The sequence below is a fragment of the Streptomyces sp. MB09-02B genome (genome assembly GCF_033794485.1).
GTDB lineage: Bacteria > Actinomycetota > Actinomycetes > Streptomycetales > Streptomycetaceae > Streptomyces.
Map to the genome: position 1 here is coordinate 1 of NZ_JARGEE010000047.1, position 13,473 is coordinate 13,473.

The 13,473-nt window shown below is 70.2% G+C and carries 12 protein-coding genes; 7 read left to right on the forward strand and 5 right to left on the reverse strand.

The window, feature by feature from the left end; all coding sequences use genetic code 11:
• Nucleotides 1–1,340: PQQ-binding-like beta-propeller repeat protein (locus P1P70_RS09860; RefSeq protein ID WP_319236286.1), on the forward strand; the 1,340-nt coding region annotated here is incomplete at its 5' end.
• Between the two features lie 70 nt (nt 1,341–1,410).
• Here P1P70_RS09860 and nadA read toward each other — a convergent pair.
• Entirely contained in the window at nt 1,411–2,595 is a 1,185-nt protein-coding gene (gene nadA, locus P1P70_RS09865; protein ID WP_319236287.1) for a quinolinate synthase NadA, read from the reverse strand.
• Nucleotides 2,596–2,909: 314 nt separating this feature from the next.
• On the opposite strand from nadA, the gene P1P70_RS09870 reads away from it, so the two are divergent.
• Nucleotides 2,910–3,266, forward strand: a complete 357-nt coding sequence (locus P1P70_RS09870) for an iron-sulfur cluster assembly accessory protein (protein ID WP_319236288.1) — start codon at nt 2,910–2,912, stop codon at nt 3,264–3,266.
• A 141-nt stretch (nt 3,267–3,407) separates the two neighbouring features.
• Here the strand turns inward: P1P70_RS09870 and P1P70_RS09875 are convergent, their stop codons facing one another.
• A complete protein-coding gene (locus tag P1P70_RS09875; RefSeq protein ID WP_319236289.1) occupies nt 3,408–5,255 on the reverse strand; it encodes a hypothetical protein in 1,848 nt (615 codons plus the stop codon).
• Nucleotides 5,256–5,339: 84 nt separating this feature from the next.
• On the reverse strand, nt 5,340–5,549 hold the full coding sequence (locus P1P70_RS09880; protein WP_319236291.1) for a hypothetical protein: 210 nt from the start codon (nt 5,547–5,549) through the stop codon (nt 5,340–5,342).
• 134 nt (nt 5,550–5,683) lie between these two features.
• On the opposite strand from P1P70_RS09880, the gene P1P70_RS09885 reads away from it, so the two are divergent.
• The gene (locus P1P70_RS09885) at nt 5,684–6,658 is read left to right on the forward strand and encodes a carbohydrate kinase family protein (RefSeq protein WP_319236293.1); all 975 of its coding nucleotides are present in this window, start codon (nt 5,684–5,686) and stop codon (nt 6,656–6,658) included.
• Nucleotides 6,659–6,791: 133 nt separating this feature from the next.
• Here the strand turns inward: P1P70_RS09885 and P1P70_RS09890 are convergent, their stop codons facing one another.
• A complete protein-coding gene (locus tag P1P70_RS09890) occupies nt 6,792–8,174 on the reverse strand; it encodes a cysteine desulfurase/sulfurtransferase TusA family protein (protein ID WP_319236295.1) in 1,383 nt (460 codons plus the stop codon).
• 335 nt (nt 8,175–8,509) lie between these two features.
• Here P1P70_RS09890 and coxB point away from each other — a divergent pair, with 335 nt between their 5' ends.
• The 4 genes from coxB (at nt 8,510) to P1P70_RS09910 (ending at nt 12,991) form a co-directional block, all read left to right on the forward strand.
• A complete protein-coding gene (gene coxB / locus P1P70_RS09895; RefSeq protein ID WP_319236297.1) occupies nt 8,510–9,469 on the forward strand; it encodes a cytochrome c oxidase subunit II in 960 nt (319 codons plus the stop codon).
• Nucleotides 9,466–11,205: a cytochrome c oxidase subunit I gene (gene ctaD, locus P1P70_RS09900; RefSeq protein WP_319100130.1), complete on the forward strand. Its 1,740-nt coding sequence runs from the start codon at nt 9,466–9,468 to the stop codon at nt 11,203–11,205. Before coxB ends, ctaD begins: the two co-directional genes overlap by 4 nt.
• Nucleotides 11,202–11,600, forward strand: coding sequence for a cytochrome c oxidase subunit 4 (locus P1P70_RS09905; protein ID WP_033528182.1), 399 nt, complete (start codon nt 11,202–11,204; stop codon nt 11,598–11,600). Before ctaD ends, P1P70_RS09905 begins: the two co-directional genes overlap by 4 nt.
• A gap of 143 nt (nt 11,601–11,743) precedes the next feature.
• Nucleotides 11,744–12,991 (forward strand): L,D-transpeptidase, encoded by a 1,248-nt coding sequence (locus P1P70_RS09910; RefSeq protein ID WP_319236299.1) that lies wholly within the window; start codon nt 11,744–11,746, stop codon nt 12,989–12,991.
• Nucleotides 12,992–12,998: 7 nt separating this feature from the next.
• Here the strand turns inward: P1P70_RS09910 and P1P70_RS09915 are convergent, their stop codons facing one another.
• A complete protein-coding gene (locus P1P70_RS09915) occupies nt 12,999–13,400 on the reverse strand; it encodes a hypothetical protein (protein WP_319236300.1) in 402 nt (133 codons plus the stop codon).
• Nucleotides 13,401–13,473 lie beyond the last annotated feature (73 nt).

Consider the following 13,473-nt stretch of genomic DNA (forward strand, 5'->3'; position numbering starts at 1 on the left):
CCACCCGCCGCCGTCTCCGCCCCCTGCTGGCCGCGACCGGCACCGCCGGCGCGCTGGCCCTGGGGCTGACCGCCTACCTGCTGGGGCCCGGTCAGGCCCGCGGCGGCGACGCGGCGACGCCCGCACCGTCCCCGACCTCCCGCTGGACGGCACCGCCCACCGGCTGGAAGCCCTGGCAGACGACGCTGTTCGCGACGGCAGCGGCGGGCGAGCGCCGGGCGCTGCCTGCGGAGGACGGCAACAACGGCGGCGCCCCCTCCTGCCAGGTGCACGGGAAGGACGTCTACTGCGGGGGCTCGGGCGTCCTCCCGGTCCGCGTCGACGGTCGGACCGGGAGGACGGTCTGGCGCGCGAGCATCGCGCCGGCGACCACCGTGCGGGACCGGTACTACGCCGGGATCCTCGGTGTCCGGGACGGCACCGTCCTCGTGCAGCAGACCGTCTTCAGCGGTGAACCCGTGGTGGACCCGGTCGATCTCGTCGCCCTCGACGCGGACACCGGTGAGCGGCTGTGGACGCGCCGGGTGGGCAGCACGGACGTCGACCCGGCCGTGATCGGCGGCCTCGTCGTCACCGCCGAACCCGACGGCCGGACGGTCACGGCCCGTTCACCGCGCACGGGCGCCGAACGCTGGTCCCTGCCGATGCCCGCCGGCCACCACTGCGCGTTCACGACGGCCGGAGCGGGCACGTACGCGTACTGCCGTCCGGTGACCCGGGACGCCAAGGCGGCGAACGCGGAGTCCCGGGTCCTCGTCGTGGACCGCGCCGACGGCTCGGCGAGAACCGTGCAGGTGCCGCTGGACAGCGTCCTCCTGGGCGTGCGGCAGGGAGATCTGGTCCTGGTCGCCGAGGACACCGAACGCACCGACGCGGGCCCCGGCAGCGACCCGGCGTACGACAGGACCCTGCTCGTGGACCTGGAGACCGGGACCCGCGTGGTGACGAAGCCGGGCGACTACGGGCGGGGTCGGGTGGCCCTGGCGGGCGGCGTGCTGGTGTTCACCCGGTCCGGAGGCCAGGTGACCGCCGTGTCACCGCACACGGGCGAGCTGCTGTGGCGGACCAGGACCAGTCTGGAACGGCCGGGCACGCCCGCGTACGACGCCGCGACGAGCACCCTCTACCTGGTCAGCGACACCGGCAGGGTCGCGGCGCTCGACAGGGTCAAGGGCACCCTGCTGTGGGAGACGCTGCCCAGGACCACGCCGACCTGGTCCATCCAGGGCACTCCCTGGGCGAGCCCCCAGACGGGAGCGCTGGTGGTGGCCGTCGCCGACGGCGCGCTCTTCTCCCTCGACCCCGCCCACCCCGACCGGGAACCCGCCGAGTCGGGGTGAGCGCCTGCTCCGTGCGGGACCGCCGGCCCCACGAGGGACGGCCGCGGGAGGGGGCACGGCCGCGAGAGGGCTACGGCAGCGCCAGCATCCGCTCCAGCGCCAGCTTCGCGAACGCCTCGGTCTCCTTGTCGACCTCGATGCGGTTGACGAGGGTGCCCTCGGCGAGGGACTCCAGGGTCCACACCAGGTGGGGCAGGTCGATGCGGTTCATCGTCGAGCAGAAGCAGACCGTGCGGTCGAGGAACACGATCTCCTTGCCTTCGGGCGCGAAACGGTTCGCCAGCCGCCGCACGAGGTTCAGCTCGGTGCCGATCGCCCACTTGGAACCGGCGGGCGCGGCCTCCAGCGCCTTGATGATGTACTCGGTCGACCCGACGTGGTCCGCCGCCGCCACGACCTCGTGCTTGCACTCGGGGTGGACGAGGACGTTGACGCCCGGGATCCGCTCCCGCACGTCGTTCACGGACTGCAGGCTGAAGCGGCCGTGCACCGAGCAGTGGCCCCGCCACAGGATCATCTTCGCGGCCCGCAGCTGCTCGACGGTCAGGCCGCCGTTCGGCTTGTGCGGGTTGTAGAGGACGCAGTCGTCGAGCGACATGCCCATGTCCCGCACGGCCGTGTTGCGCCCGAGGTGCTGGTCCGGCAGGAACAGGACCTTCTCGCCCTGCTCGAAGGCCCAGTCCAGGGCCCGCTTCGCGTTCGAGGAGGTGCAGATCGTGCCGCCGTGCTTGCCGGTGAAGGCCTTGATGTCGGCGGAGGAGTTCATGTACGAGACGGGCACGACCTGCTCGGCTATGCCGGCCTCGGTCAGCACGTCCCAGCACTCGGCGACCTGCTCGGCGGTGGCCATGTCGGCCATGGAGCACCCGGCGGCCAGGTCCGGCAGGACGACCTTCTGGTCGTCGCCGGTGAGGATGTCCGCCGACTCGGCCATGAAGTGCACACCGCAGAACACGATGTACTCGGCCTCGGGGCGGGCCGCGGCGTCGCGGGCCAGCTTGAAGGAGTCGCCCGTGACGTCCGCGAACTGGATGACCTCGTCGCGCTGGTAGTGGTGGCCGAGCACGAAGACCTTGTCCCCGAGCTTCTCCTTGGCGGCGCGGGCGCGCTCCACCAGGTCGGGGTCGGACGGGGAGGGGAGGTCGCCCGGGCACTCGACTCCGCGCTCGCTCCTCGGGTCGGCCTCGCGGCCGAGCAGCAGCAGGGCGAGGGGCGTCGGCTGTACGTCGAGCTCCTGGGTCTGGGCGGTGGTCACGACACGCACCCTTTCTGTTCTGCGGCTCGCCGCCCGGGGGAGGGTCGGCGGGGCATTCGGGCTATCCTTTTCGTCGAATTGACGCTATCTATCATAACCGCTTCACGTCACTTTGACGATGCCCATAGCGTCGATGTGACATGAATCCCGGCGTGGCGTTGTCCACAGCCGTGAGCGACTCGGTGCCCTCTCCACCGGTCATGTGCGAGCATGAAGAGAGACGCGAACGAATCCGCGCGCCCCGGAATGAATCCGGGGTCCCGGCGGTTGCAATCGTCGGCAAGCAGTCTCCGTACAACCCGGGAGAGATGTAGATGTCCGTATCGGACGAGACCGGCACCGTCACCGACGGCATCATCGTGACCGACGCCGCCGCGGCCAAGGTCAAGGCCCTGCTCGACCAGGAAGGCCGGGACGACCTGGCGCTGCGCGTCGCCGTTCAGCCCGGCGGCTGCTCCGGCCTGCGCTACCAGCTCTTCTTCGACGAGCGCTCGCTCGACGGTGACGTGCAGAAGGACTTCGACGGTGTGAAGGTCGTCACCGACCGCATGAGTGCCCCGTACCTGGGCGGCGCCACCATCGACTTCGTCGACACCATCGAGAAGCAGGGCTTCACCATCGACAACCCGAACGCGACGGGTTCCTGCGCCTGCGGCGACTCCTTCAGCTGAGCCTCCGCCCGCGCGACGGCGCCACGCGCGCCAGTGGTACCAGCGGTACGACGAAGGCGGCGCCCCCTCCGAGGGGGGCGCCGCCTTCGTCGTCCTCGTACGTCACTCGTGTTCGTCACGCGTGCCGCGCCGCTCCGAGCCCTAGCGGGGCTGCGACTCCCCGATCCCGCCCTCGGGGATCGTCTCGCCGTCCGACCCGACCACGTTCCGGTCGCCCAGCGGCTCGTCCAGCGCCACCGTCCGCTCCACCACCTTGGCGATCATGATGCAGACCTTGCCCTCCCGCGGGGTGTCGGTCACGGTGACCCTCACCTTGCCCGACTCCTCGCTCACCGAGGCCGAGTAGTCGCTGCAGACGCCGCCCCAGAAGGACACGGTCAGCTCGTTGCCGTCGACCGTGTAGCCCTGCACCTTCACCTCGTGCGAGGAGGAGCCGGTCGGCGGGGTGTCACCCGGCCCGCCGGGCCGCTCGGTGGGCTCCGAGCGCGGCTCGGGAGAGGCCAGGTACGCCGGATCGACCGCCGGGTGCGTCACGGTGTAGCTGTCCCCGGCTCCCGTCGGCCGCACCTCGAACATCCACGACGGCACCAGCGCAGGGTGACCGTCCACCGGGTGCGACGCGAGCCCGAACACCGCGTTCTCGACGGTGACGGCCTCCGGCTTCGGCAGCGCGGTCATCCGCTCGCACGGCGTCTCGTCCGCGACGACCGTCCCCTTCTCCCCGGCCGCCCCGTTCTCGCCCTCCAGCGGTACGGGGCCGGTGCAGCCGCCGATGCCGCCGCGCTCGGTGCCGACACTCTGGCCCGAGCCGTTCAGCAACTCCAGCGCCCGTTCCGCGTCGACGACGGGGTACGTGTCGCTCTTCACCGGCTTCTTCAGGTTGCCGCTGCCGCCGACCACCTGACCGTCGGCGCCGACCTGAATACCGGTCGACCAGCCGTACGTGGGCAGTCCACCCACCTCGGGATCGGCGTTCACCACCCGTACGGCGCCCATCAGCTGACCGGCGTCGAGCTTGGCGTCGTCCTGGCCGACGGCCTTGAGAACGGGTGCCGCCGCCTTCCTGGCGACCGCCTCGCTCACCGGATCGCCGCCCTCGGCGGTGCCGGACGAACAGACGTCGACCTTCTGGCAGTTGTCGGTGCCCGGCGTGTACCGGTTGAACGTCCAGGTCCCCGGCGCCTGCCTGTTCACCCGCAGCACCGGCTCCGAACCGTCCCCGGCGGCCCCCACCTGCCAGGCCTCGCCCTCGGCGGTCGGTACGCCCTCGACCCCGAGGGCCTTCGCCAGCCGTGCGACCTCCGCGGCCGTCACCGCGCCCGTGACCGTGTGAACGGCGGCGGAGTCGGGGCCGTCGGGCAGGTCGCCGGCCGCGCGGTAGGTCACCCCGTTGGGGTCGGGTTCACCGGGTGCGATGCCGTTCGAACCACCGTCGGTGTACCCGTCGAGCGCGAGAGGCGGGGGAGTGCCGTCACCGCCGGGCGATCCGGAGCGTCCGCCGACGTCGCCGGACCCGCCGGGCGAGGTCGAGGCGAGGAGCGCCCCACCACCGCCGACCACCAACACGGCGGCGGCGACCGACGCCACGACCAGCCGCGAACGGGAAGGCCGCGGGCGGGCGACCGGGTCGCTCTCAGGAGCGGAAGCGGAAGTGGAAGCCGGAGCGGACGAAGGGGCCGAAGCGGACGTCGGAGCCGGATCGGACGACGGAGCCGGATCGGACGACGGAGCCGGATCGGACGACGGAGCCGGATCGGAATCCGAAGGGGAAGCCGAAGCCGGACCGGTAGGATCCCCGGCCTGCCCGGCCTGCCCGGCCTGCTCCGGCACCTCGGTTTTCGCGCTCTTCTCGGTCGCCTCGGTCTTCTCGGCCTTCCCGGTCGCGTCGGCCTCAGGGGCCTCGTCCCCGGCAGCCCGGAGTTCCTCGGTGGCGTCGGGCTCGGGGCCCTCGTCCGGGTTCTCGGGGTTGTCGGGTCGCTCGGGGTTCACCGCATCGCTCCTTCGGCAGGTCGTACACCGCCTCCCCTATACGGGGGACAGCGATGGGACGCGGCGGAGGAGCCGACGGTTCCCTCAGTCGCCGTACTCCGGCATCGCGTCCACCAGTCGCGCGGACGTCACCGGCACCGTCACCCCGTGAATGAGCGAAGGAGACACCGGAGCCGTAATGACCTTCGCGGGGGCCGCCCAGTGCGGAGCCATCCGGGCGCAGTCGCCGCGCAGCGCCGCGAGGCCGCCGTCCGAATCGAACGGAACGGTGCCGTGGATCTTGGGGTTCGTCATAACGGCACCGTACGCATCAGGAACCTCACGAAGAAAGACCTACTATCGGGTAGTTTTGCCTGCTTCAGGGTGGGTGGACGACCCGGTAGCGTGAACTGTCAATCCCTCTCCCTTCGCAGGAGCGTGTCCTCGCCGTGCGTATCGCAGTCTCCGGCTCCATCGCCACCGACCATCTGATGACCTTCCCGGGCCGCTTCGCCGACCAACTCGTCGCGGACCAACTGCACACGGTCTCCCTCTCCTTCCTCGTCGACCAGCTCGACGTACGTCGAGGCGGTGTCGGCGCGAACATCGCGTTCGGCATGGGGCAGCTCGGCACGCGGCCGATCCTGGTCGGCGCGGCGGGTGCCGACTTCGACGAGTACCGCGCGTGGCTCGACCGGCACGGGGTGGACACCGCCTCCGTGCGCATCTCCGAGACGCTGCACACGGCCCGCTTCGTGTGCACCACGGACGCCGACCACAACCAGATCGGCTCCTTCTACACCGGCGCGATGAGCGAGGCCCGCCTCATCGAGCTGAAGACCGTCGCCGACCGCGTGGGCGGCCTCGACCTCGTCCTGATCGGCGCGGACGACCCGGAGGCGATGCTCCGCCACACCGAGGAGTGCCGTTCCCGGAACATCCCGTTCGCCGCGGACTTCTCCCAGCAGATCGCCCGCATGGACGGCGACGAGATCCGGATACTGCTGGACGGCGCCACGTACCTGTTCTCCAACGAGTACGAGAAGGGCCTCATCGAGTCCAAGACCGGCTGGTCGGACGAGGAGATCCTGTCGAAGGTGGGCCACCGGGTGACCACGCTCGGCTCGCGCGGTGTCCGCGTCGAGCGGGCCGGTGAGGACCCCATCGAGGTCGGCTGCCCCGAGGAGGAGCGCAAGGTCGAGCCCACGGGTGTCGGGGACGCGTTCCGAGCGGGCTTCCTTTCGGGGCTGGCGTGGGGTGTCTCGCTGGAGCGGGCGGCGCAGGTCGGCTGCATGCTCGCCACGCTCGTGATCGAGACGGTGGGGACACAGGAGTACCAGCTGCGGCGGGCCCACTTCATGGGCCGGTTCGAGAAGGCGTACGGGGACGAGGCGGCGGCGGAAGTGAAGAAGCACCTGGGCTGAGGCCGGCCGCGGCGACTACGGGGTTGCGTGGTCGGTGCGTTGTCGGCCGCGGGTTCGTCGTGGCTGGTCGCGCAGTTCCCCGCGCCCCTGAAGAGAGGCCTTCGGCCTCATCTTCAGGGGCGCGAACCCCCCGTCAGGTCACCCTGCGCACCACATACGCCGAACCCCGCTCCGCCGGCTCTTCCCCCACGTACTCCTGGCCCCGCATCTCGCACCACGCCGGAATGTCCAGGCGGGCCGCCTCGTCGTCCGAGAGGACGCGGACGGTGCCGCCGACCGGGACGTCGCCGATCACCTTGGCCAGCTCGATGACGGGGATCGGGCACCGCTTGCCGAGCGCGTCCACGACGAGAGCGTCCTCCCGCACGGCCGACACGGTGGTGCTCACCGGCGCCCCCAGCTTCTCCCGGACCGTCGCGACCGCCCCCGGCAGCACGGACAGGAACCGCTCGACGTCCTCGGCCGCCGCCCCCGCAGGCAGCGACACCCGGACGTTCCCCTCGCTCAGCACCCCCATGGCCCGCAGCACATGGCTCGGCGTCAGCGTGCTGCTCGTGCACGAGGACCCGGAGGAGACGGAGAAGCCCTCGCGGTCCAGCTCGTGCAGCAATGTCTCCCCGTCGACATAGAGACAGGAGAAGGTGACGACCCCCGGCAGCCGGCGCTCCGGGTCGCCCACCACCTCCACGTCCGGCACCAGCGCCGGCACCCGCGCCCGGATCCGCTCCGTCAACTCCCGCAGCCGTACGGCCTCCTCGTCGGCCTCCGCCCGTACGGCCCGCAGTGAGGCGGCGGCCGCCACGATCGCCGGGATGTTCTCGAAACCGGCGGCCCGCCCCGACTCCCGCTCGTCGGCGGGACCTTGCGCCGAGAACCGCACCCCCTTGCGGACGACGAGGAGCCCGACCCCGGACGGTCCGCCCCATTTGTGGGCACTGCCGGTCAACACCGACCAGTCCCCGTTCACCCGCCCCCAGCCGAGCGACTGCGCCGCGTCCACCAGCAGCGGCACCCCGGCCTCCCGGCAGAGGGCCGCCACTTCGGCCACCGGCTGCTCGGTGCCCACCTCATGGTTGGCGGACTGGAGACAGGCGAGCGCGGTGTCGGGGCGCAGGGCCTCGGCGTAGGCGGACGGGGCGACCGACCCGGAGCGATCCACTTCCACTTGCGTGACGGTCCCGCCCGCGGCCTCGTGCACCTCCGCCGCGTGCAGCACCGACGAGTGTTCGACCGCCGACACGATCAGGTGGCGCCCGGTCCGCCGCCGCCCGGCCGTCACCCCCGCGATCCCGGAGTGCACCGCCCGCGTCCCCGACGGGGTGAAGACCAGTTCGTCCGCCCGGCATCCCACGGCCTCGGCGGCGGCCTCCCGGGCCGCGTCCAACAGCAGCCGCGCCCGCCGCCCCTCCCGGTACAACCGCGCGGGATCGGCCCACCCTTCGTCCAGCGAAGCCAGCAGCGCCTGCCGCGCGACGGGATGAAGGGGAGCGGAGGAAGCGGAGTCGAAGTAGGCCACGACCCCACGCTATAAGCAGGGGCTGAGGGCAGCGCCCCGTCAGGGGCGCGGGGCGATGACATCAGCGGCTCCGCCGCGGGGCGCGAGCAACCACAAACAACCCGCACCCGCCAAATCACCCGAACCCCCGAGCTATTAGGCGCACCCGACACCCCGAGTAGCCGCTACAAGTGACCCCCGGCGAGTTGGCCCCCCCTCCCCGCGCGACCCCAAAACGCGTCCAGTAGGGTTTGGTCCGCATAAACATCCAAACCCCTGCCCGTCGCAGGGCGGCGACCGACCAGCGAGAAGGCCGCAGCCATACCGCGCGGGCGAGACTCTCGGGAAGGCGCTACGTGAGTCCCAACGGCTCCGACCGCTCGCCGCGGCGCCCGATGCGGCGGAAGCTGCTGCAGGCAATGACCGCAGGCCTGGTCCTGGCGACCGCCACCGGTTGCACATGGGAGGACTTCCCCCGCCTGGGCATGCCCACCCCGACCACGGAAGAGGCTCCGCGGATCCTCTCCCTGTGGCAGGGGTCGTGGGCGGCCGCGCTCGCCACGGGCGTGCTGGTGTGGGGCCTGATCCTGTGGAGTGCTTTCTTCCACCGGCGCAGCCGCACCAAGGTCGAAGTTCCCCCACAGACCCGGTACAACATGCCCATCGAGGCGCTGTACACGGTCGTCCCGCTGATCATCGTCTCGGTGCTCTTCTACTTCACCGCCCGCGACGAGTCGAAGCTGCTCGACACGTCGAAGAAGCCGGACCTCACGGTCAACGTGGTCGGCTTCCAGTGGAGCTGGTGCTTCAACTACATCGAGAACGTCGAAGGCTCCACCGGCGACGCGGCCACCGACAAGAACCTGGCGGCGATCCCGGACCGGTACAAGAAGGACTTCCCGGCGAACGCCGGCGGCGTCTACACCTGCGGCATCCCTGGCGACAAGAACCCGCAGACCGGCAACCCCGGCCCGACCCTCTGGCTCCCCGAGGGCAAGACGGTCCGCTTCGTCCTCACCTCGCGTGACGTCATCCACTCCTTCTGGGTGGTGCCGTTCCTGATGAAGCAGGACGTCATCCCGGGCCACACCAACGCCTTCCAGGTGACCCCCAACCAGGAGGGCACCTTCCTGGGCAAGTGCGCCGAACTCTGCGGCGTGGACCACTCGCGGATGCTCTTCAACGTGAAGGTCGTCTCCCAGGAGCGCTACGAGGAGCACCTCAAGTCGCTCGTGGAGAAGGGACAGACCGGTTACGTCCCGGCCGGTATCGAGCAGACGCAGCACGAGAAGAACCGGGAGTCGAACGTACTGTGAGCATCCTCAACGAACCTCAGGGTGCCGAGGCAGCTGGGTCCCATTACCAGGACGAGCTGCCCGTCCGGCGCCAGCGGCGTGGTGAGGTGATCGTCAAGTGGCTGACGACCACCGACCACAAGACGATCGGCACGCTCTACCTGGTCACGTCGTTCGCGTTCTTCTGCATCGGCGGCGTCATGGCGCTCTTCATGCGCGCCGAGCTCGCCCGCCCGGGTACGCAGATCATGTCGAACGAGCAGTTCAACCAGGCGTTCACGATGCACGGCACGATCATGCTGCTGATGTTCGCGACGCCGCTGTTCGCCGGATTCGCCAACTGGATCATGCCGCTACAGATCGGCGCGCCCGACGTGGCGTTCCCGCGGCTGAACATGTTCGCGTACTGGCTGTACCTCTTCGGCTCGCTCATCGCGGTCGGTGGCTTCCTCACCCCGCAGGGCGCGGCCGACTTCGGCTGGTTCGCCTACAGCCCGCTGTCGGACGCGGTCCGCAGCCCGGGCATCGGCGCCGACATGTGGATCATGGGTCTGGCCTTCTCCGGCTTCGGCACGATCCTCGGCTCGGTCAACTTCATCACCACGATCATCTGCATGCGCGCGCCCGGCATGACGATGTTCCGCATGCCGATCTTCACCTGGAACGTGCTGCTGACCGGTGTCCTGGTCCTGCTCGCCTTCCCGGTCCTCGCGGCCGCGCTGTTCGCCCTGGAGGCGGACCGCAAGTTCGGTGCCCATGTCTTCGACGCGGCCAACGGCGGCGCGTTGCTCTGGCAACACCTCTTCTGGTTCTTCGGCCATCCAGAGGTGTACATCATCGCGCTGCCGTTCTTCGGCATCATCTCCGAGGTCATCCCGGTCTTCTCCCGCAAGCCGATGTTCGGCTACATGGGCCTGATCGGCGCGACCATCGCGATCGCCGGCCTCTCGGTGACGGTGTGGGCGCACCACATGTACGTCACCGGCGGCGTACTGCTGCCGTTCTTCTCCTTCATGACGTTCCTCATCGCCGTACCGACCGGCGTGAAGTTCTTCAACTGGATCGGCACGATGTGGAAGGGCTCGCTGTCCTTCGAGACACCGATGCTCTGGGCCACCGGCTTCCTGATCACCTTCACCTTCGGTGGTCTGACCGGTGTCATCCTGGCCTCGCCCCCGATGGACTTCCACGTCTCCGACTCGTACTTCGTGGTGGCGCACTTCCACTACGTCGTCTTCGGCACCGTGGTGTTCGCGATGTTCTCCGGCTTCCACTTCTGGTGGCCGAAGATGACGGGCAAGATGCTCGACGAGCGCCTCGGCAAGATCACCTTCTGGACGCTGTTCATCGGCTTCCACGGCACCTTCCTCGTCCAGCACTGGCTGGGCGCCGAAGGCATGCCGCGCCGGTACGCGGACTACCTCGCGGCCGACGGGTTCACCGCGCTGAACACGATCTCCACGATCGCCTCGTTCGTGCTCGGTCTGTCGATCCTGCCGTTCCTCTACAACGTGTGGAAGACCGCCAAGTACGGCAAGCCCGTCGGCGTCGACGACCCGTGGGGCTACGGCCGCTCCCTGGAGTGGGCGACCTCCTGCCCGCCGCCGCGGCACAACTTCCTCACCCTGCCGCGGATCCGCAGTGAATCCCCGGCGTTCGACCTGCACCACCCGGAGATCGCCGCGCTCGAACAGCTCGCGCACGGCGGCCCGGCGGCAGGCGAGCTCGCTGCCAGCGGCAAGGAGGCCGGCAAGTGAAGGTCCAAGGCAAGATGTTCATCTGGCTGAGCGTCTTCGTCCTCGCCATGGCGATCGTCTATGGCGTGTGGTCGAAGGAGCCGGCCGGCACCACGGCGCTCTTCCTGGCCTTCGGCCTGTGCATCATGGTCGGCTACTACCTGGCCTTCACGGCCCGGCGGGTCGACGTGGGCGCGCAGGACGACAAGGAGGCCGACGTCGCGGACGACGCCGGTGAGCTGGGCTTCTTCAGCCCGCACAGCTGGCAGCCCCTCGCCCTCGGCGTGGGCGGCGCGCTCGCCTTCATGGGCGTCGTCTTCGGCTGGTGGCTGCTGTACTTCTCCACCCCGATCATCCTGATCGGCCTGTGGGGCTGGGTCTTCGAGTACTACCGCGGCGAGAACCAGAACCAGTAGCACGCGCCCCTAGCACGCACCGCGCGCACGGAAGCCCGGACACTCCGACAGGAGGTCCGGGCTTCCCCCTTTCGCCACGCCGCCCGTAGCCCACACGGCTCACCCGACGCGCCGCACCCGACGGCCGTTCCTACGTTGAACCCATGAGCACCTCACCCCGTAACCGCATAGTCGTCGGCTGCACCCTGCTGGTGGTCTCCCTGGGAGCGGGCGTCGCCGCCTGCGGTTCCGGTGGCCACCCCCTCTCCGGCACGCCCTACGACGCGGCCGACCACGTCTCCTTCAACACCCCCACCGGCGACGGCGAGAAGGCCGACCCGGACAAGCCGCTGGAAGTCACCGCCAAGGACGACGGACGCATCACCGACGTCACCGCCGTGGACGCCGCAGGACGCTATGTGGCGGGCGAACTCTCCGCCGACGGGCGCCGCTGGCACTCCACCTCACCGCTCGCCGCCAACGCCCGCTACACGGTCCATGTGAGCACCGAGGACGAGGACGGCGCCCCCGGCCGCGAGAACGTCGCCTTCGACACGGGCCGCCCGCTCACCAAGAAGCGCCTGAACGTCACCTTCGGACCGAAGGAGGGCAGGTACGGCGTCGGCCAGCCCGTCACCGCCGAGCTCAGCCGACCGGTCAAGGACAAGGCCGCCCGTTCCGTCGTCGAACGGGCGCTCAAGGTGGACTCCACACCCGCCGCGGAGGGCACCTGGCACTGGGTGGACGACAAGAAGCTGCACTACCGGCCCAAGGAGTACTGGCCCGCCGAGGCCACCATCCGGGTGCACAGCAACCTGGAGGGCCTGAAGATAGGCGACCGGCTCTGGGGCGGAAAGGCCGAGCCCATCGAGCTGACGACGGGCGCCAAGATAGTCGCCGTCACGGACGCCGCCGCGCACCAGATGACCGTCTACAAGAACGACGAGGTCATCAAGCAGATACCGGTCACCACCGGCATGCCGGGCTACGACACCCGCAACGGGGTCAAAGTGGTGCTGGCCAAGGAAGGCACCGTTCGCATGACCAGCGCCAGCATAGGTGCGTCGGACTTCTACGACCTGACCGTGCACCACTCCGTCAGGGTCACCAACAGCGGCGAGTACGTCCACGCCGCCCCCTGGTCCACCGGCTCCCAGGGTTACGCCAACGTCAGCCACGGCTGCACCGGCATGAGCATGGGCAACGCCCAGTGGTTCTACGACACCATCAACGAGGGCGACATCGTCGAGGTCGTCAACTCGGCCGGCGACACCATGGCCCCCTTCGGCAACGGCTACGGCGACTGGAACCTCGACTGGAAGCACTGGCGCGAGGGCAGCGCCCTGGTGGGCGGCACCCAGGAGGTCCCCGGGCCCCAGGTGCAGGCGCGCCTGAGGCCGGAGTCGGTGTAGACGAGATCTAGGCGCTCAGTGCCTGCCTGCTGCGGAGCAGGGCGGCCAGCGCCGCCGCGAACTCCACCGGCTCCACCGGCAGGGTCACCGCCGCGTCCGCCCGGCTCCACGTCGCGAGCCACGCGTCCTGCGGCCGCCCGATCAGCACCAGCACCGGCGGGCACTCGAAGATCTCGTCCTTGATCTGCCGGCACACCCCCATGCCCCCCATGGGCACGGCCTCGCCGTCGAGGACACAGACGTCGATGCCGCCCCTGTCCAGCTCCTTGATGACGGCGGCGGGGGTCGCGCACTCGACGAACTCCACGGCCGGCACGTCCGGAGCGGGGCGGCGCCCGGTCGCGAGCCGCACCTGCTCCCGGGTGTTGGAGTCGTCGCTGTAGACCAGCACCGTGGCGGTCGGCTGCATTGTTCCTCCGTGACGTCAGCGTCTTAAGGACAGGGCCCGATGCGCGGATGCTACTCCCTCGAAGACCACGTCA